This is a genomic window from Desulfacinum hydrothermale DSM 13146, from assembly GCF_900176285.1.
Classification (GTDB): domain Bacteria; phylum Desulfobacterota; class Syntrophobacteria; order Syntrophobacterales; family DSM-9756; genus Desulfacinum; species Desulfacinum hydrothermale.
This window is the reverse complement of sequence record NZ_FWXF01000012.1, coordinates 44,616-62,508: the sequence shown is the minus strand read 5'-3', so window position 1 is coordinate 62,508 and position 17,893 is coordinate 44,616. Positions and strand designations below refer to the sequence as shown.

Annotated in this window: 15 protein-coding genes and 1 tRNA gene; 11 read left to right on the top strand and 5 right to left on the bottom strand. The window is 61.6% G+C overall.

All coding sequences use genetic code 11. The annotated features are described in order from the left end of the window. The first annotated feature begins 48 nt into the window (after window positions 1–48). The 3 genes from B9A12_RS11220 to B9A12_RS11210 all read left to right on the top strand — a co-directional run bounded on the left by B9A12_RS11220 (window position 49) and on the right by B9A12_RS11210 (window position 3,354). Complete coding sequence (locus B9A12_RS11220) at window positions 49–924, top strand: NADH-ubiquinone oxidoreductase-F iron-sulfur binding region domain-containing protein (RefSeq protein ID WP_084057985.1); 876 nt, start codon at window positions 49–51, stop codon at window positions 922–924. 120 nt (window positions 925–1,044) lie between these two features. Further along, on the top strand, window positions 1,045–1,554 hold the full coding sequence (locus B9A12_RS11215) for a 2Fe-2S iron-sulfur cluster-binding protein (protein ID WP_170920550.1): 510 nt from the start codon (window positions 1,045–1,047) through the stop codon (window positions 1,552–1,554). Window positions 1,555–1,560: 6 nt separating this feature from the next. After that, the gene (locus B9A12_RS11210; protein WP_084057983.1) at window positions 1,561–3,354 is read left to right on the top strand and encodes a molybdopterin-dependent oxidoreductase; all 1,794 of its coding nucleotides are present in this window, start codon (window positions 1,561–1,563) and stop codon (window positions 3,352–3,354) included. 422 nt (window positions 3,355–3,776) lie between these two features. Here the strand turns inward: B9A12_RS11210 and B9A12_RS11205 are convergent, their stop codons facing one another. Further along, complete coding sequence (locus tag B9A12_RS11205) at window positions 3,777–5,060, bottom strand: peptidase U32 family protein (RefSeq protein WP_084057982.1); 1,284 nt, start codon at window positions 5,058–5,060, stop codon at window positions 3,777–3,779. Between the two features lie 103 nt (window positions 5,061–5,163). On the opposite strand from B9A12_RS11205, the gene dprA reads away from it, so the two are divergent. The 7 genes from dprA to B9A12_RS11170 all read left to right on the top strand — a co-directional run bounded on the left by dprA (window position 5,164) and on the right by B9A12_RS11170 (window position 12,233). Further along, a complete protein-coding gene (gene dprA, locus B9A12_RS11200) occupies window positions 5,164–6,291 on the top strand; it encodes a DNA-processing protein DprA (protein WP_212636914.1) in 1,128 nt (375 codons plus the stop codon). Window positions 6,292–6,357: 66 nt separating this feature from the next. Beyond that, window positions 6,358–8,676, top strand: a complete 2,319-nt coding sequence (gene topA, locus B9A12_RS11195; protein ID WP_084057981.1) for a type I DNA topoisomerase — start codon at window positions 6,358–6,360, stop codon at window positions 8,674–8,676. A gap of 25 nt (window positions 8,677–8,701) precedes the next feature. Further along, complete coding sequence (locus B9A12_RS11190) at window positions 8,702–9,493, top strand: prepilin peptidase (protein ID WP_245802430.1); 792 nt, start codon at window positions 8,702–8,704, stop codon at window positions 9,491–9,493. Window positions 9,494–9,599: 106 nt separating this feature from the next. Then, entirely contained in the window at window positions 9,600–10,361 is a 762-nt protein-coding gene (locus tag B9A12_RS11185) for an RsmE family RNA methyltransferase (RefSeq protein ID WP_084057979.1), read from the top strand. 99 nt (window positions 10,362–10,460) lie between these two features. Further along, the gene (locus tag B9A12_RS11180) at window positions 10,461–11,381 is read left to right on the top strand and encodes a hypothetical protein (RefSeq protein WP_084057978.1); all 921 of its coding nucleotides are present in this window, start codon (window positions 10,461–10,463) and stop codon (window positions 11,379–11,381) included. A 61-nt stretch (window positions 11,382–11,442) separates the two neighbouring features. Further along, window positions 11,443–11,518: transfer RNA gene (locus B9A12_RS11175), tRNA-Phe, on the top strand. A gap of 91 nt (window positions 11,519–11,609) precedes the next feature. Further along, complete coding sequence (locus B9A12_RS11170; protein WP_084057977.1) at window positions 11,610–12,233, top strand: hypothetical protein; 624 nt, start codon at window positions 11,610–11,612, stop codon at window positions 12,231–12,233. A 23-nt stretch (window positions 12,234–12,256) separates the two neighbouring features. Here the strand turns inward: B9A12_RS11170 and B9A12_RS11165 are convergent, their stop codons facing one another. Both B9A12_RS11165 and B9A12_RS11160 read right to left on the bottom strand, forming a co-directional pair. After that, window positions 12,257–13,198, bottom strand: coding sequence for a D-alanine--D-alanine ligase family protein (locus tag B9A12_RS11165; RefSeq protein ID WP_084057976.1), 942 nt, complete (start codon window positions 13,196–13,198; stop codon window positions 12,257–12,259). A 329-nt stretch (window positions 13,199–13,527) separates the two neighbouring features. Next, window positions 13,528–14,157 (bottom strand): HD domain-containing protein, encoded by a 630-nt coding sequence (locus B9A12_RS11160; RefSeq protein ID WP_170920549.1) that lies wholly within the window; start codon window positions 14,155–14,157, stop codon window positions 13,528–13,530. Between the two features lie 565 nt (window positions 14,158–14,722). On the opposite strand from B9A12_RS11160, the gene dnaA reads away from it, so the two are divergent. Next, complete coding sequence (gene dnaA, locus B9A12_RS11155) at window positions 14,723–16,123, top strand: chromosomal replication initiator protein DnaA (protein WP_084057974.1); 1,401 nt, start codon at window positions 14,723–14,725, stop codon at window positions 16,121–16,123. 49 nt (window positions 16,124–16,172) lie between these two features. On the opposite strand, the gene B9A12_RS17010 is transcribed toward dnaA, so the two are convergent. Together B9A12_RS17010 and B9A12_RS11145 are read right to left on the bottom strand one after the other, a co-directional pair. Beyond that, window positions 16,173–16,823, bottom strand: coding sequence for an ABC-type transport auxiliary lipoprotein family protein (locus B9A12_RS17010; RefSeq protein ID WP_170920548.1), 651 nt, complete (start codon window positions 16,821–16,823; stop codon window positions 16,173–16,175). Further along, complete coding sequence (locus tag B9A12_RS11145; RefSeq protein ID WP_170920547.1) at window positions 16,820–17,878, bottom strand: MlaD family protein; 1,059 nt, start codon at window positions 17,876–17,878, stop codon at window positions 16,820–16,822. The genes B9A12_RS17010 and B9A12_RS11145 overlap by 4 nt, the downstream gene beginning before the upstream one ends. Window positions 17,879–17,893: the final 15 nt, after the last annotated feature.

The window sequence follows — 17,893 nt, the reverse complement described above, 5'->3', positions numbered from 1 at the left end:
ATACCCTGGGGGGATCCATCGTTTCGCCCTTTTCGCAAGGAAGTGAAGATGCTGGCACGATTCAAGGAATTGGCTCGGGACATTCAGGACAAGGCGCGCGGGTCGATCAAGAAGACGCACGAAGAGCCGGCGCCCAAAGTGGTGCCCCTGCGGCGACCGGCCCCGGAACGGTCGTTTTGTGATCCCAACGGCAAACGCCCGTGCATCACGGTGTGCGCCCCCGGGGAAGGGTGCGGCTGCGGTTGTGAGGAGCTGCGCCAGGCCCTGGAAGAAGCGCTGGAACGATCGGGGCTGGAGATTGCGGTGGGAAAAGCCAAGACGGGATGTCCCGGCTCGTGTGCCATGGGGCCCTTTGTGGGATTTCCTCAGAAGGGGTTTTTCTACGTGAATGTGGATCCCCGGGATGCCGGACTGATCGTGGAAGAGACCCTCCGTCGGGGGAAACTGCTCTTCCCTTATCTGTCGGTCAATCCCGCCCGTTCCTACCGGCAGGACATCCTCTACGACCGCACCACGGGGATGCTGGCCGCCATTGACGAGCAGGTGTGTATGGTGGAGGTGGCCAAGTATTTTCTGGACTTCGAGGAGGGCCTTTCCTGCGGTAAGTGTGTTCCCTGCCGGCTGGGCATCAAGCGCATGCATGAATCGTTGGGGCGTATCGTGGAAGGGGCCGGGACCATGGAGGATCTGGAGCAAATCAAGGTGCTGGCCCATACCATGATCTATGCCGCCCACTGCCAGTTTGCCATGGCCAGTAGCCGGCCGGTGTTGAGTGCGGTGAGTTTCTTTGAGGATGAATTCCTGGCTCACATCCAAGAACAGCAGTGTCCGGCGGGCGTCTGCGAGGCTTTGGTGGAGATACAGAGAAAGAAGGCGTTCCGAGAGCGCATGGCGGTGCCCAAGAAAAAGAAAAAGGGCAAATAGCAACCGGTTTCGGGGCGGCAGCGGGGCGGCCTTTCGAAGAGATCGAGGCGCGGAAGGGCCCTGAGGATCTCCCGGTGGAAAGAGCCCACGGATCCTAGCATGGAAAGAGGGATGAGGCGTATGGCGAAGATCACGTTAAAGATCAACGGCCAGGAAGTGCAGGTGGAAGAGGGAGCCACGATACTGGAGGCTGCGAATCAGGCGGGGGTGTACATCCCCACCTTGTGCTACCATCCCTATCTGCCGCTGGAAGAGGCCTGCCGGATCTGTGTTGTGGAGGATGTGCGACGGGGTTGGTCCACGCTGGTGGCGGCCTGTGTCTTTCCGGTCCGGGAAGGCATGGTGATCGAGACCGACTCCGAAAAGGTGCAGGAGTCCCGCAAGACGATCCTGGAGTTGCTTCTTTCCGATCACCCCAACGAATGCATGACGTGCCAGGCTACGGGCCAGTGCGAACTGCAGGATCTGGCTTACCGCTACCGGGTCCGGCCGGACATCTACACGGGGGAACGCCACCGGCTACCCGTGGATTCGGACCCCAATCCGTACCTGCATATCGACATGAACAAGTGCGTTCTGTGCCGGCGTTGTATCCGGGCCTGCCACGAAATCCAGGGCGCCGACATCTGAACCAAGGTGGGGCGCGGCTTTGAGCAGCGGATCTCCACGGCCTTTGATCTGCCCCTGGAGGATGCCGGGTGCGAATTTTGCGGTCACTGCGCCGATTTTTGCCCGGTGGACGCCATCGGATTCCGGTCCGGGCGCTATGAAGTGCGCCCCTGGAAGATGAGCAAGGGGACCACCGTGTGTCTGCAGTGCCCCATGGGCTGTGGGGTGACCTACGAGGTTCACGAGGGCAAGGTGGTAACGGCCCACGGATACTTCCCGTCCCCGGCCAGCGGCGGAGCGCTCTGCAAGCGGGGGCGTTTCAATTACAACTTCGTGAACACGCCGGAAAGGCTGCGAGGCGCCCTGGTCCAAAGCGACGCCGGCCAATTGGACCCGGTGCCCGTGGACGAGGCCCTGGATGTGGCCGCCGACCGTCTGCGACAGGTGACGGAAGAGAACGGAGGGGCGGCCGTGGCCGTTTGGGGCGGCGATATGTTGACCAACGAGGAGTACTATCTGCTCCAGAAGCTGGCCCGCGCCGGTCTGCAAACTCAAAACGTGGACAGCGTGGCCGGTCCCTGGCAGCTTCCGCTCTACGAAGGCCTGGCCAGCAGCGTGGGCCTGGGGGCCATGACCAATCCCCTATCGGACATCGCCCAGGCCAAGAGCCTGTTGGTATTGGGGTCCAACACCCTGGAAACACATGCCATCGCGGCCATCCGAGCCCGCAAGGCGGTTCGGGAAGGGGCGGTGATGATTGTGGCCCATCCCGACCGGGTGGGGCTCACCAAGAACGCCCAATGCCACCTGGCCATCCAGCCGGAGTCCGAAGGCGCCCTGGTGTGCGGTCTTCTCAAGGTGATGGTGGATGAAAAGCTCTACGACCAGGGCTTTGTGGAAGCCCACACCCAGGACTTGGAAAAGCTCCAAAGAAGCCTGGAAAAGATCTCCCTGGCCGATGTGGCGGAGAAAACGGGGCTTTCGGAAGATGCCCTCCGAGAGGCGGCACGATTGTATGCCTCCCAGAAACCGGCTTGCCTCATCTACGGGGCGGACAAAGCGCGGGAGCCGGCCAACGAGACCTTCTACCGGATGTGTGTGGCCCTGCAGGCCCTCTTGGGCTCGGTGGGAGTCCCCGGCGGGGGCGTGATGGCCATGGGCACGGCGGGAAACGGCCAGGGGGCCCTCCAGTTCGGCGCCTGCCCCAAGTACCTTCCCGGCTTTCGGTCGGCCACCCAGGCGGCTTCCCGCAAGGTCGCCTCCAACCTGTGGGGTGCGGACGTGCCCGGCGATCCCGGCCTTTCCTGGCCCAGCATGTTTGAAGCCATCGAAAAGGGCCAAATCAAGGCCCTCTACCTGGTGGGGGTGGATCCCTATGGGTTGGGACTTCCGGAAAGAAAGGTGGAATCGGCCCTGGCCAAACTGCAGCTTCTGATCGTCCAGGATACGGCCAAGAACCGGGCGGCCGACTTCGCCCACGTGGTTCTGCCGGGCGCCGCCTACATGGAAAAGGAGGGAACGGCCGTCAACTGCGAGCGGCGCTTCCAAAGACTCGCCCCGGTCATGGACCCGCCCGGTCAGGCCCAAACGGACTTCGACCTCATCAACGGCCTGCTCAGGCGCCTCAACGGAAGCCTGGCCCTGGCCGGACCGGCGGCCGCCTTTGCGGAAGCCGCCCAACTCGTCAAGGATCTGGGGCCCGTCTCCTATGAGGCGGTGGACGGCCTGTGCTGGCCCATCGGAGACGATGGTGCGGGAACCGAGCGCATGGAGCTGGAAGGGGCGGAAAAGCCGATCAAGTTCTACGCCGCCCGCCTCTAGGAGCTTGTCCTCCTCATTTCTTGTGCGGCCGGAAGGTTAGAGTTACCCGGCGCGCCCGTCCTACCGGCCTGGCCCTTGAGCAGTAGGGGCGGGTTCCGAACCCGCCTCCCACAACGCTCCATAAGAGCCACAGAGCACTGTGGAATTGCAGTCAGCTAGAAAACTCCCGAAAAGGCTGAAAGGCCCTTGTCAGATAGCCTCCTGGACGGGGGGTGCGCTCCCGGCGGCTGGTGCCGTCTTCCGACAAGGTGCCCGGATCGTTCATCACCGCGGCGCGTTGCGTTCCCATCCCCCTCCCTCGTTTTCCACACGCTTTTTATCTTTTGTCGCCACGGTCCGCCGGTACGGGAATGAGTCGTGACGCCGCCGCACAGGCGGCGGACCGGCCGAAAGGGACCCGCTGAAGTGTCCTTTCAAGCCTTTTACTTCGCCGGTCGGATGGGCTCGGATGTCATGCGCACCACCTGGTCGGGAAAGGGTTCGAAGGGGACCTGGAGCAGGACCCGCTGATTGGGGTGGGCTCTTTCCAGGGGGCGCCCCGCCACGTCCAGCATTTCGGCTATGTGAAAGGGCCTGTTGGAGCCGTCGGGGAAGAGGAATTCCAGGCGGGCACCTGGAACCAGGGGGCTGCGCGCTTCCAGCACAACGGGCAGCGGATCCCGACGGCCATATTCCGGGTGTTCCCGGTGGGAGGCGGGGTGACGTCTCACGATCCCTGCCAGCGTGTGGGTGCGCCGGTAGTCCACGTGGTGGGCCACGGCGGCATCGGCCCCGGTGTGGTCGGAAAACATGAGCCCGCAGGTGTAAGGCCGGTGGCTCACCCGGTCCAGATCCTCCATCCAAGCCGGGTCCAGATGAAAGCCTTGGGGATCTTGGAAATAGCGGTCGATGGCCAGCCGATAGGCCCGCACCACCGATGCCACATAATGGGCGCCCTTCATGCGCCCTTCGATCTTGCAGGCATCCACTCCCAGGCCCAGTATCTCCGGCAGCTTGGGAAGAAGGCACAGGTCGCGGGAATTGAAGATATAGGTGCCCCGGCCGTCTTCTTCCACGGGCAGGTACTCTCCGGGCCGCTTTTCCTCCACCAGATGATAGCGCCACCGGCACGGCTGAGTGCACAGGCCCCGGTTGGCGCTCCGCCGGGTGAGAAAGGCGCTCAGAAGGCACCTTCCGGAGTAGGACATACATAAGGCCCCGTGAACGAACACCTCCAATTCCACGTCCACCGCTTTTCGAATGGCCAGCATCTCTTCCCAACTGAGTTCTCGAGCCAGGTTGATGCGGCGCAGACCGTGTCGGGCCCAGAACCGGGCGCTGGCGGCGTTGGTGGTGTTGGCCTGGGTGCTCAGGTGGAGCGCCACGTGGGGGACGGTCCGCCGGGCCAGGTCGATCACCCCGGGATCGCTCACAATGAGTCCGTCCACCCCGATTCCCGCCGCATAGGCGACAGCCTCTTCCAGTTCGGCCCATTCCTCGGGATGGGCAAAGACATTGACGGCTAGATAAAGCTTCTTTCCCCAGCAGTGGGCCAGTTGGACCGCCTGGGCCAGCTCTTCATCCGTCAGGTTGCCCGCTTGAGCCCTCAGGCTGAAGCGGGTCCCTCCCACATAGACGGCATCGGCGCCGTAACGGAAGGCGATGCGCACCTTTTCCAGGGTGCCGCCCGGGGCCAGCAGTTCCGGCTTCTTGACAGGTTGGGTCATCGTTTCTCCAAAGGGGACGGGAGGCAAGCCGCGTCCGGATTTGACAAACGCTCAAGGGATCTATAACTATCACTGCCAGCAAAAACGGATCAAGGAAGCCTTCGTGACACGAACCGAACTGGACACAAAGACAAGGGCTTGGCTCACCCTCCGGCTCACACCCGGCCTGGGGGCGCGTTCCATGCGGCGTCTCCTGGAACGTTTCGGATCTCCCGAAGCGGTGCTGCGCGCCGGCGGCCGCGACCTGGAAACGGTTCCTGGGCTGCGGCGCCAGGCCAAAGAAGCCCTGGGCCGGAAGCGGACCTTGCGACCGGTGGAGGAAGAATGGGAGGCGCTCAGGCGCCGGGGTTGGGGAATCGTCTGCCTGGACGATGACGACTACCCGCAGAACCTCAAGACGATCCCAGACCCTCCGCCGGTTCTCTATGTGACCGGGCCCCTGGAGCCCCGGGATCTGGTGGCGGTGGCGGTGGTGGGATCGCGCTTTGCTTCGCCCGGGGGGCTTCTTTTCACGGAAAGGCTCTGCGCGGATCTGGCTCGGCGCGGAGTGACCGTGGTGAGCGGCTTCGCCGTGGGTATCGACACCGCGGCCCATCGCGGGGCCCTCAAGGCGGGGGGACGCACCATCGCCGTGTTGGGCTGCGGCCTGGACGTGATCTATCCCAAGCCCAACCGGGATCTTCGTTCCCGGATCGCCCAGGGGGGCGCTCTGGTGAGCGAATTTCCGCTGGGGACACCGCCGCTGGCCGGGCACTTTCCCATGCGAAACCGCATCATCAGCGGCCTTTGTCTGGGTGTGGTGGTGGTGGAGGCGGCCGATCGCAGCGGATCGCTCATCACGGCGCGGCTGGCCCTGGAACAGGGCCGGGAGGTGTTTGCCGTGCCGGGAATGGCGCGTCACTTCCGGAGTTCCGGACCACACCGGCTGCTGCGCCAGGGGGCCAAACTGGTGGAATCGGCGGAAGATATCCTGGAAGAGATTTCGCCCATGGTGCGACCGAGCTGGAGCCTGCCGGAATCGCAGCCAGGTGGAGAGGGCCGGGGGGATGACAAGGAACTGAGCGAGGAGGCGCAGCGGCTTCTGGGCCTTCTTTGCCGGGAGCCAATCCATGTGGATCAGATCTGCCGAAACGGTTCCTTCTCGGCGGCTCGAGCCATGGCGCTCCTTTTGGAATTGGAAATGAAAGGGCTTGTGCGCCAGCTGCCCGGCAAGTATTTTGTCCGCCTTTGATTGTTTTCAAGAAAACGGCCGAGGTTGCCGAAAAGATTACTGAGAGACGAACTCATCGAGGGATGAATGGCCAAATCACTGCTGATCGTAGAGAGTCCGACCAAGGCGCGAACACTCAATCGGTATCTTGGTAAGGATTTCATTGTCAAAGCCTCCGTGGGCCATGTGAAGGACCTGCCGAAGACCAAACTGGGCATCGACGTGGAGCACCAGTTCAAGCCCCAGTACCAGGTCATTCGGGGAAAAAAGAAGGTTCTGAAGGAATTGAGCGAAGCTGCGGCCAAAGCGGACGCCATCTATCTGGGGCCCGACCCGGACCGGGAGGGGGAGGCCATCGCGTGGCACATAGCCGAAGAACTGAAGGCCAACGGCAAGCCGGTTCACCGGGTGCTTTTCTATGAACTCACCCACAGGGCTATCAAGGAGGCGTTGCAGCATCCCGGGCAGCTGAATCGGAACCTCTACGATGCCCAGCAGGCACGCCGGATCTTGGACCGTCTGGTGGGATACCTCATTTCTCCTCTGCTCTGGGAGAAGGTCCGGCGGGGGTTGAGTGCCGGCAGGGTGCAATCGGTGGCCCTGCGGTTGGTGTGCGAACGGGAGCGCGAGATCCAGCGCTTCGAACCCCAGGAGTATTGGTCCATTACGGCGCATCTGGCCAAGCCCTCCGCCGATGATGCCTCCGGGGGACCGCAGGACTTTCTGGCCAAGCTGTGGCGGATCGGCAAGAAAAAGGCGGCGATCTCCACCGAGAAAGAGGCCTCGGCCATCGTTGGCGAGGTTCAGGGTAGGTGCTTCCGTGTCCAAAAGGTGGACAAGAAGAGGCGCCAGCGCAAAGCGCCCGCTCCCTTCATCACCAGCACCTTGCAGCAGGAAGCGGCCCGCAAACTGCGCTTTGCCGCCAAGAAGACCATGCGCGTGGCGCAAAGGCTCTACGAAGGCGTGGAGCTGGGTGAAGAAGGGGCCGTGGGCCTCATCACCTATATGCGAACGGATTCGACGCGCCTGGCCGATGAGGCGGTCAAGGCGGTGCGGGACTACATCGGACAGGCCTACGGTAAGGAGTATCTGCCGGGCCGCCCGGTGGTCTACAAGACCAAATCAGCGGCTCAGGACGCTCACGAAGCCATTCGGCCCACCGATGTGTTTCGTACGCCCGAGTCCGTCAAGGACTATCTGGGACGCGATGAATGGGCCCTCTACAACCTGATATGGAAGCGGTTCGTGGCCTGCCAGATGGCGCCGGCTCGGATCTTCCAGACGTCGGTGGACATCGAGGCGCTGGAACGTCAAGAAGGCGGAAAGGATGGCGCTTCGAGAAAGCCTGCCGTCTATGTCTTTCGTGCCGTGGGCTCGGTGATTGAATTCCCGGGCTTTATGGTGCTCTACACCGAGAGCAAGGACGAAGACGACAAGGACAGCGAAGACGGCGCTCAACGCCGCCTGCCCGATCTGAAGGAAGGGGACCTGGTGGATCTCAACAAGCTGATCCCCAAGCAGCACTTCACCCAGCCGCCGTCCCGGTACACGGAAGCCAGCCTGATCCGCGAACTGGAGGAGCGGGGCGTGGGCCGACCCAGCACCTACGCCACCATTCTGTCCACCATCGTGGACCGCGACTACGTCAAGCAAAACCGGCGGCAGCTGAGGCCCACGGAGCTGGGCCTGATCATCAACGATCTGCTGGTCCAACACTTCCCGGACATCGTGGACGTGGAGTTCACGGCCAAGATGGAAAAGACCCTGGACGAGGTGGAGCAGGGCACGTCCCCGTACATTCGGGTTCTGGAGGAATTCTACAGCCATTTTCAGAAGACCCTTTCGGAGGCTCAAAAGGAGATGCGCAACCTCCGAGTGAAGGGCCTTCCCACGGGCCTCACCTGTCCCCAGTGCGGGAAGCCGCTGCATATCCGATTCAGCCGAAACGGGCCGTTTTTGGCCTGCATGGGCTATCCGGACTGCACCTTTTCTTCCAACTACGAGAGGGATGAAAAGGGAGCCATCCGCATGGTGGAGCAGGAAACCACCGACCAGGTCTGCGACAAGTGCGGCAGTCCCATGGTGGTCAAACGGGGCCGTTACGGGGACTTCCTGGCTTGCAGCGCCTATCCCAAATGCAAGAACACCATGCCCATCGGTCTGGGCATTCCCTGTCCGCGGGAAGGATGCGACGGGGAGCTGGTGGAGCGGTTGAGCAAGCGCGGGCGAAAATTCTACGGCTGCAATCGCTATCCGGACTGCGATCTCGTCTTGTGGAACAGACCGGTCAAGATCACGTGCCCTCAGTGCGGCTCCCCGGCCATGGTGGAAAGGGTGAACAAGAAGGGCGATAAGACCTACACCTGCGCTCGACCCGGGTGCGGATACAAGTTCAGCGACTCGTGAGCGTGGCCAGAATCGGGACGAAGCCATGGATCTGTGGAAGATGGAACCCCTGATCGAAATTTTCCTGGTGGCGGTGGGATGCTGTCTGGGCAGCTTCTTCAACGTGGTGATCCACCGGCTCCCGAGCCGCCAGTCCCTTGTGTTTCCCGGATCCAGGTGTCCTTCCTGCCGGTCGCCCATCGCCTGGTACGACAACCTTCCCTTGCTGAGCTACCTGCTGCTGCGGGGAAGGTGTCGCAGCTGCAAAGCGCGCATATCGCTGCGATACCCTTTGGTGGAACTTCTGACCGGCATCTTGGCGCTCCTCTTGTACCGACAGTTCGGTCTGGGATTCTCCTTTGTCCTCTTCTTTATCTTTTCAGCCCTTTTGCTTCTCATTGCCTTCATCGACCTGGACACCTACCTGATCCCGGACGTGTTGTCCCTTTCGGGACTGGTGGTGGGATTGATCGCGTCCCTGGTGGGATCCCACCTGTCGTGGAGCGATTCGCTCCTGGGCGCGCTGCTGGGCGGAGGCCTTTTCTATGCCGTGGCGTGGGCCTATCAGGCGTTGAGAAAACAGGACGGCTTGGGGGGCGGGGACATCAAGCTGCTGGCCATGATCGGTGCCTTCACCGGGTGGCAGGGGGTCGTCTTTACCATCTTTGTGTCGTCCGTGTTGGGGACGGCGGTCGGTCTGGGGATGATGGTTCGCCATCGGGAGAAGATGGCCTCCGCTCGGATCCCCTTCGGCCCCTTTTTGTCTTTGGGGGCGATCTGTTATCTTTTCTGGGGCAAGGCTGTGTTCCAGTGGTATCTGGGCTTCTTGTCCGGTTGAGGTGCTCGCCGGCCGAAGGGAAAGGCCCCGGGGCAGGAAGGCGGGCGTTCGGTTGAGGGGGCCACGGCCGAACCCCCGGATCACGGAACACGGATGACGGGTATCGGTGACGCGAAGACGGTTTTTTCATGAGGATTTGAGCCCAGGTCAGGGGGAGATTGTCCTGGACGGGAAGACGTCGCACCATCTGCTGCGCGTGCTGCGGATGGGTCCCGGGGCCCGGGTGGAACTTTGCAACGGAAGGGGATTGTCCGTTCGGGCCCGTATCGTGGCGGGCCGCAAGGGGCGGGCGGTGGCCGTTGAGGAAGCGGCCCGGATCGTTCCCCCAAACCCCGTGAGCCTCTGTCTGGCCGTCCCCTTGGCCAAATCGGATCGGATGGACCTGGTTGTCCGGCAGGCGGTGGAACTGGGGGTGACGGGCCTTTTGATCTTCCGGGCGCGAAGGAGCCAGTACCATTTGGAAGGGGACCGGAAGCAAAAGAGGCTGGCCCGCTACGGGAAAATCGCTCAAGAGGCCCTGTGCCAGTGCGGCAGAGCGTGGCTTCCGGATTTGGACATGGTCGATGGCCTTGAGCACCTGCTGGAAAGGGTGGCACGGACGGAAGGGGGCGAACCCATGGCGCTGGTCGCCTCCGAGGTGGAACCCCGGCGGAGCCTGCTTTCCGTGTGGCGGGAAAGACCCACGGCCCGGCGCCTGGTCGGCGCGGTGGGCCCGGAAGGTGGCTGGGCGGATGAAGAGTTGGAGATGTTCCGGGAACGGGGGTTCATCCCGGTGTCTCTCGGAGCGCACGTCCTCCGGTTCGAAACGGCGTGTGTGGCCATGGCTGCCGGTGTGCAACTGCTTTGGGGCGAGCGTTCCATGCCCTAAGACCCCTTTCCGGTACCTGGTTTCTTGCGCCGGGGCCCGGGAGACCACGTGGGATGGATCGCAACCTGCACAGGAATCGATCGAGGCGAGGATAGGGTCATGAAATGTACCAAGTGCGGCTTTGTGAGCTTTGACTACCTGGAGGCGTGCAAGAAGTGCGGCACGGATCTCAGCTCCGTGCGCCAGGAGCTCAATCTCTTCGATTTTCGCCCGGAGGTGCCGGCGTTTGTGGCCAAGGCCATCAAGGCCCTCATGAATCCCTTGGTGCCTCAACCCGAAGAGACCGTTCCCGAAGAGGCGTCTGAGATCGTTTTGGACGAGATCCCGGAGCTGGATCTGACAGCCCAGACCTCCACCGAGGACGGGGAACTGACCCTCCAGCTTTTGGACGAGGAGGATGGGGAGGAGTTGTCCATCCCGGAAGCGGAGACGGAATCCGTCCCGACGGCTCCCTTGGAAGACGTGGAAGGCGATGAACTGGTCCTGGACCTGGGAGCCCTGGAGGAAGAAGAGGTTTCCCAGAATGCGGAGCCGGCCCTTCCCCAAGGGGATCTGGCCGTGGAAGAGGCGCCCTCGGACGAGGCCCCGGGCGAAGACGAGGTTGTCTACGAATTGGCAGAGGAAGAGCAGCTGGCCGATGAAAGCCTGGACCAGCTGCGCCGGGAACTGGAATCGGTGGACGCCCTCATGGGGCGGATCGAGGAGCCGGCCCAGGCGGAAGAGGACGAAGACACGGTGGTTGTTCTGGAAGAGGACGATCAGGGGGTGGCTGTTCAGGAGTTCGTGCTGGAAAGCATGGAGGACCAGGAAACGTCCCCGACGGAAGAGGAGCCCTTGGAATTGGATCTGGATCTGGGAGAATTCGACGAGAGCCCGGCGGATGAGCTCCCCGATCAAGATGACGCCGAGGCGCGTTCCAAGGAACAAGGCGATGAGACATGGGAAGAGGGAGGCCTCATTCTGGAACTGGAAGATGGGCTCATCCTGGAACCCGACGATGAGGACGAGGCCGACAAGTGACGATTGCCCTAAAAGTGCTTGACAAACTCAGGGCCGATCCTGTAATGTCGCGCTCGGTTTCGGCGAGGTAGCTCAGTCGGTAGAGCAGTGGACTGAAAATCCTCGTGTCCCCAGTTCGATTCTGGGCCTCGCCACCATGAGCCATCATCCTTTTTTGGGGTTACCCCCCCAAGCTTCGGCAAAGCCCGCTACCCGCGGGCTTTGCTGTTTTAGGAGTGGAAAAAATCCATGGATGTTCGTGTGGTCAAGGTCGAACATTTCGGCGCCCCGGAGCTCTTGGAACGGCTGCGCCGTGTGACGCTCCTCAAACGCCCCGAGGTGCTGGTCTATAAAGACGCGGCCATCAGCCTGGAGGAGATGGCCACCGAGGATCTCTACCCGGCTCAGCGCTATGTGCTGGTCCAAGAGCTTCAAAAGGTCCGCCATCTCAAGTGGGAGCTGGAAGGTTTCGGTTACGATCTCTTCCGGCTGAACGGCTATGTGAAGGTCTGGCTGGAGGGGGCCGAGGATCCCATCGACGTCTTGCCGCCCATCGTGGAAGAGTCCGTGGAGCGCAACGGCCGGGTGGTCCATATCATCAATGACGGGATGCACCGGCTCTATCTGGCATACCTGGAATGGACCACCCCGCAGGTGGTCTTCGTCCGGGGTCTTCCCAAGGACTTGCCCTACTACGCGTTCCCCAATCCCAGGCAGTGGGACGGCATCGAGCTGGTGGAGGAGCTACCGCCCGGCTACATCAAGAAGTGGCACCGCATCCGGGACTACCATTCCTTGTACCGTAATTTCAATTCCGCCTTCGACAACGTGGGGGCCCCCCGCGGCAATTTCACCAATAAGAAGGCATCCTGAGCCGCCGGGCCCAGGTTCTCCTTCTAATCCCTTTCCAGGGCCAGTTCAATGAGCCGATCCAGGAGCTGGCTGAAGCTGATTCCTGCGGCCGCGGCAGCCTGAGGGTAGAGGCTTGTCTGGGTCATTCCGGGAATCGTGTTGGTTTCCAGCACCACCATGTCCCCGGAGGGGGAGACGATCATGTCCGTTCGGCTGTAGCCGCGGCAGCACAGGGCCCTGTGAGCGCGCACAGCGTAGTCCTGGGCTCTGCGGGCCACTTCGTCGGGAACCCGGGCCGGACAAATCTCCCGGGTGGCTCCCGGGGTGTACTTGGCCGTGTAGTCGAAGAATTCGTACTCTTCTCCGGGGATGATTTCCACCAGCGGAAGGGCCTCCAACTTGTGGTTGCCCAGGACCCCCCCGGTGATTTCCGTGCCCGCCACGAACTGTTCCACCAGACACCTGGGGTCGTAGCGCCAGGCCTCTTCCAGGGCACCCTGGAGATCCTTTTCTTCCTTGACGATACTCAAACCGATGCTGGACCCCTCGTGTTCCGGCTTGACCACCACGGGCAGTCCCAAGGAATCCACAATCTCCGCCGGGGCCGGGGGGGCCTTTCTGTCGACGATGACGTAAGGAGCCACGGGAAGACCGGCTTGCTGATAGAGCTGTTTGCTCACGATCTTGTTCATGGCGACGGCGCTGCCCAAGACCCCGCTTCCATGGTAGGGAATCCCCAGGCATTCCAGAAAACCTTGGATAGCTCCGTCTTCTCCCATACGTCCGTGAAGGATCACCAGGGCCACGTCGATCGTGGACGCATCCCGAACCAGCTCTGGCAGCTGGTCCCGTGGGTCGTAGCGGCGGATGTCGTACTTGGTCTTGTCCAGTGCCTCGTCAACCTGCTGGGCGCTCTTGAGGGAGACGTCCCGTTCGGCGGAAATGCCTCCCGCAAGGAGGGCGACTCGAAGCTTCTTCCCGTTCATGGCCTTCCTTCCCTGTTACTGGTCCTTGCTCTGGGAGCGTGTCCGAAACACCCGTTTACCTTCACCCCTTCATCAACAGCACGCTCCGTCATTGAAGTCCTACGCCGACGGGTCGGCACGAAGCGGCACCCAGCTGGCATGTTAGGCCGGCCTTCCAAGAGCCTGTCCCACAATGGCCGGTGGCGCTTTTTGAGTTCTCAGAAAGCCTCGTGGGGGCGGGTTCGGAACCCGTCCCTACAAGGCATGGCAAGGCCGGTAGCACAAGCGTGCTTCCTAGTCCCTCCCGTCTGCATAGGAAAGGGACAACCTGGGCGTTCTCAAGCAGCCTCTTAGGATTCCGGGCGGATCGGGATGGGGTCGGCGCCGCCCGGCATGGGTCCCGAGGCCGCAGACGAAAGCCCCTTCGGGACCCGCAGGTCGGTGAACCGTTCCACGTCTTCCGGATTCCACGGAAGGTGCGAAAAGATCCTTGCCTCCACTATTCGGTAAAGATCCAGGCGGCGTCGCAGATCGTCACGGATCGCCGGCGTCTTTCCGTAGCGCAGGATCAAGTCCTCAAAGCGCTCCTCCAAGCCCACGATCTGATCGTGTTTGACCCGCTTGTCCGCATAGTTGACCAGGAGGGATTCGGTGATGGGCCCTTGCGCTCTTTCGGGATCCATCAAAATGTGATCTCGCACGATGGGCGCCACCTGGTGCCATCCCCACCGCCAGAGGAGGGCATAGCCCAACTGAGCGTGATTTTCCCCCGTCTTGAGCGATAGCCCTTTGGCAATGTCGTGTAACAGAGCCCCTGCGCGTACCAGATCCACGTTCACGCGGAGGCTGTTCAGGTTCAGATGGGACGCCGGGGCCTGGGCGACCAAAGCGACCTTTCGACTGTGCTCCCTTATGTGTGGTGGAACATGTGCCCGTTCCCACAGCTCGCGGCATTGAGCCACCGAGGGGATCGCATCCACAGGCGTGATCCTCCTTCCTCAGGAATTTTCATTGCTCCCTAGCCTACCATAACGGATTGATTATTCAATGAGGGAGGAGAAAGGCCGCCTCGGTCCGCCACGGAGACGTCAAAAATCTGCATTTGAGAGAGAAAAGAAGAGTCCATGGCAAAGGGCCGGGGTGGCGATTAGGGGCGGGAACGGCACAAGAGTTCGAAATGCCATGGAAAACATCGAAGTCAGAAGTTCCTTGCGAATCAAGTAGATGAATGTCATGAGATTGTAACATCCTTGCATCAAAGGAAGAACCCACCCCGGAACGAACAGGGCTCAAGAGCGCCAAATTCACCCAGAGCGACGTTGACGGTGGCCGCCGCGACCCTTTATCAATGGACCTGCCGCGGGGGCGTTTCGAAGCTTTTGGGGCAGGGACGCCTGGTCAGCGGTGACCCCTTCTCTCACAGATGCTCACAATACATTGCACGATGGCTCCCGGTCCTGTTGTGTGCCGCCACCGCGAGGGTCGTTTCTGGTTATCGCAGGTGTCAAAGGGGGTGGCTTGCTTTTTCAGGAGCGTTGGACTGGGATGGAAAACGCGTCTCGGAGGATCATGGACAGGATGCTCAAAGAGTGGGAAGCGGTACAGGAAGGGCTGAAAGAGGGCCTTTCGCGGGGCCAATACGATCTATGGGTGGCCACACTCCGTTTTCTCCAATTCGATGGGCACGAGTTGGTCCTGGGCTGCAGAAACGCGCTCCACAGAGATTGGGTTCAAAGCCACCTGGTGCCCAGGATTCTGACCGTGGGACGGGATCGGTTTCCCCGGCTGAAAAAGGTCCGCTTGGAGCTGATCAGCCAAGATCCGCTCCAGGAAAAGGACGATGGGCAAGAGTGGCAGCCACCGGAAGAGGTCCCCCGGCAGCTGTCCTTTGCCGATGTGGGCCAAAAGCCGCGATCGCCTTTCAATCCCAGATTCACCTTCGACCAGTTCGTGGTGGGCCGGTCCAATCATTTCGCCTATGCCACCTGCCTGGCCATGGCGGGTCAACAAAACCTTTTCAACCAGTCGATCTACCTCATGGCGGACCCAGGTTTGGGCAAGAGCCACCTGACCCATGCCGTGGGAAATCTCTTGACGACCAGTCAACCGGACACCCGGGTGCGGTATGTGACGGCGGAGCAGTTCGCCAACGAAATGATTCGAGCGCTCAAACGGGATCGAATCGAAGATTTCAAGCGCCGATACCGGGACGGCTGTGACGTTCTCTTGCTGGAAAAGGTGGAGTTTTTCAGTGGCAAGAGAAAAATCCAGGACGAACTGGTCTACACCCTGGACGAGCTTCTGGATCGGGGCCGAAGGATCATCTGTACCGGCAAGACGGCTCCCCAGGACATCCCACGGCTCAACCATGAACTGCGGTCCCGCCTGGGGGGGGTCCTGGTGGCTCCCATCGAACGGCCCGACTTTGTGACCCGCAAAGAGATCATCCAGCGCAAGGCGGCTTATGACGGTGTGGAACTTCCCATGGAAGTGGCCGAGTTTCTGGCGGATCGGATCACCTCCGACGTGCGCCAGCTGGAGAGCTGCCTGGTGGGCATCCTGGCCAAGAGCAGCATCCTGGGCATTCCCATCACCCTGGAGTTGGCTCGAGAAGTCACCCAGGCCATGCTGGATTATCTCCCGTCGCTGAGCATTCCCCACATTGCGGAAGCCGTCTGCGCCAACTTTGGCGTGAGCATGGAAGAGCTGCGGTCCAGGGCGCGCCACAAGCAGATCTCACAAGCTCGGCAACTGGCCATGTATCTGTGCCGAAAATACACGTCCGAATCCCTCAACGCCATCGCTCAGGCCTTCGGGCGAAGCCATAGTACGGTCATTTACTCGCTGAAAAAGGTGGATCGGGAGCTGGCACGCAAGAACAGCCAGCTGAGAAAGCGCATGGAGCACGTGGCGCACCGGATCGAAACCCGGTGTTTGGATGGCTGAGGGCCGCACGGGCCCACAGGGAGCAACCTGGGAGTTCTCGGGCAGGCTCCTAAGATTGAGGTGCGGGCGTGGGCGTGACGGCGTCCATGGCGGCGCACAGGTCCCGGGCCAGCTGGTTCATGAAGCATCCCACCGCCCGGCTCATGGCCTCGGCGAAGATCTCCGGGCGCACCGAATCCGCCACTTCTTCCAATCGGTAGGTTTTTTGCCAAAAAATCCGGCGGGCAGCGCCCTCCTTCCACAGAACCACCCGCACCTCCAATTCCGCCTGCACCCGGTTTGAATTCGTGGAAAGAGCAAATCGGTGCAGGTGCCCGGCCAGGTTCCAAGGGGATTGGACCGCCGGGCTTCCCGCCATGTCCACCGTTTGGAAGAGGTGGCCGGCGGAAAGGGCCTGGGCGATCTGTTCCGCCAGCATCTCCCCGGGGCTGGCAACCCAGCGGTGTCGCGACGAGAATGTCAGCTCATGGGAGGTGGAGGCGATGATCATCTCGTTGCGATCATAGGGCTGGGTGGCGTCAAAGGGCCAGACACGAAGGGATATCCCCCTTTGGGGGCAGGCGAACGTTTCCAGTGGCGGCACGCTCAGGGCGTAATAATTGGGCGGGGCGGAAGGGTGCAAAAGGGGTGTGCAACCCACTGCCGACACCATCAGGGCCACGGCCAAGACCACAGCGCTTTGCCTGGATCGTTGGGTCATTTTCCTTGTCCTTCGAAGGGATCCTGGGGGGTTGTGGAAAAGAGGATCCGGTTGGGTGCATCCTTTAGGGTTCGCGCCAGCACCACCAGTTGATCCAAGAGGACCTTCAGGGAATAGAGGTTCTGATTGAGCAGGACCAGGGTTTCGTTGGTTTGCGTGCTCCATTGGGAAACCACGGCCTGGCCGTCCCGGAGGAGTTCCTGCATGTTTTGGGAGGATTGGCGCAGAGCGCCGGGAGGGATCTCCGAAAGCCGTTCGGTCAGGGTTTCGGCCGCCTGGCGGGTGGCGGAGACGGCCGCTCCCAGGTCTTGCAAGCGGGCCCTCAGGTTTCCCCCCGAAGCGGACTTTTCCATGGTTCCCGCCAGGAGGCGCAGGCTTTGAGTGGCTTCCCGCGTGTTTTGAACGATGGCTTTCAGGTCTTCTTCTTGGAGCGCTCGGTCTGCGCGGTCCAGCAAAACCTTGAGACGTTCCGTATCCTCCCGAACGTTTCTCAGGGTGGTTTCCAGGTCCGTTCCTCCGAAGATCCGATTGATCGTCTCCCCCACCTGTTTCCATCTCTCTGTCAGGCCGTTGAGGTCCAAAGAGACGACCTTGGCGTAGAGGCTCTCGAAGGCCCCCTTCAACTGTTGAAACTCCGAGGGATAAGATCGGATCACCGGGTAGGGCGGTTCGAAGTCCAACGGCGGCGTGGCCCGGTCCACATCCGGGGGAGCCGTGTCGATTTCCAGGAACCTGAGGCCCGTCAGCCCCTGTTCCCGCAGGCGAATGGCCAGGGTTTCGTCCACCTTGAAATCGGGGCGCAGATGCATCACCACCTGGATCAAACGCCCGTCGGGAGCCAGCTCCACCGAGGCGACCCGGCCGATGGCCACCCCCCGATAGTTCACGATGGCGTCCTGTTGCAGGCCTTTGACCGATTCGGCGAAGTAGGTGACGTAAGTGGCCTTTTCCTCGAAAAAGTGGGAAGCGCCCAGCCAGATGAGCGCCACCAGGCCGATGCCGCCGCACAAGATCACAAAGAGTCCGATTTTGAATGTGTTCACGCGCCGTGCCACAGGATCTCTCCTCTT

What these genes read in the sequence shown, in the direction of transcription:
- B9A12_RS11205 (WP_084057982.1), bottom strand. Translation starts at nt 5,060, where the DNA reads ATGACCCAACCTGTCAAGAAGCCGGAACTGCTGGCCCCGGGCGGCACC.
- B9A12_RS11165 (WP_084057976.1), bottom strand. Translation starts at nt 13,198, where the DNA reads ATGAACGGGAAGAAGCTTCGAGTCGCCCTCCTTGCGGGAGGCATTTCC.
- B9A12_RS11170 (WP_084057977.1), top strand. Translation starts at nt 11,610, where the DNA reads ATGGATGTTCGTGTGGTCAAGGTCGAACATTTCGGCGCCCCGGAGCTC.
- dnaA (WP_084057974.1), top strand. Translation starts at nt 14,723, where the DNA reads ATGGAAAACGCGTCTCGGAGGATCATGGACAGGATGCTCAAAGAGTGG.
- topA (WP_084057981.1), top strand. Translation starts at nt 6,358, where the DNA reads ATGGCCAAATCACTGCTGATCGTAGAGAGTCCGACCAAGGCGCGAACA.
- B9A12_RS11220 (WP_084057985.1), top strand. Translation starts at nt 49, where the DNA reads ATGCTGGCACGATTCAAGGAATTGGCTCGGGACATTCAGGACAAGGCG.
- B9A12_RS11215 (WP_170920550.1), top strand. Translation starts at nt 1,045, where the DNA reads ATGGCGAAGATCACGTTAAAGATCAACGGCCAGGAAGTGCAGGTGGAA.
- B9A12_RS11190 (WP_245802430.1), top strand. Translation starts at nt 8,702, where the DNA reads ATGGATCTGTGGAAGATGGAACCCCTGATCGAAATTTTCCTGGTGGCG.
- B9A12_RS11180 (WP_084057978.1), top strand. Translation starts at nt 10,461, where the DNA reads ATGAAATGTACCAAGTGCGGCTTTGTGAGCTTTGACTACCTGGAGGCG.
- B9A12_RS17010 (WP_170920548.1), bottom strand. Translation starts at nt 16,823, where the DNA reads ATGACCCAACGATCCAGGCAAAGCGCTGTGGTCTTGGCCGTGGCCCTG.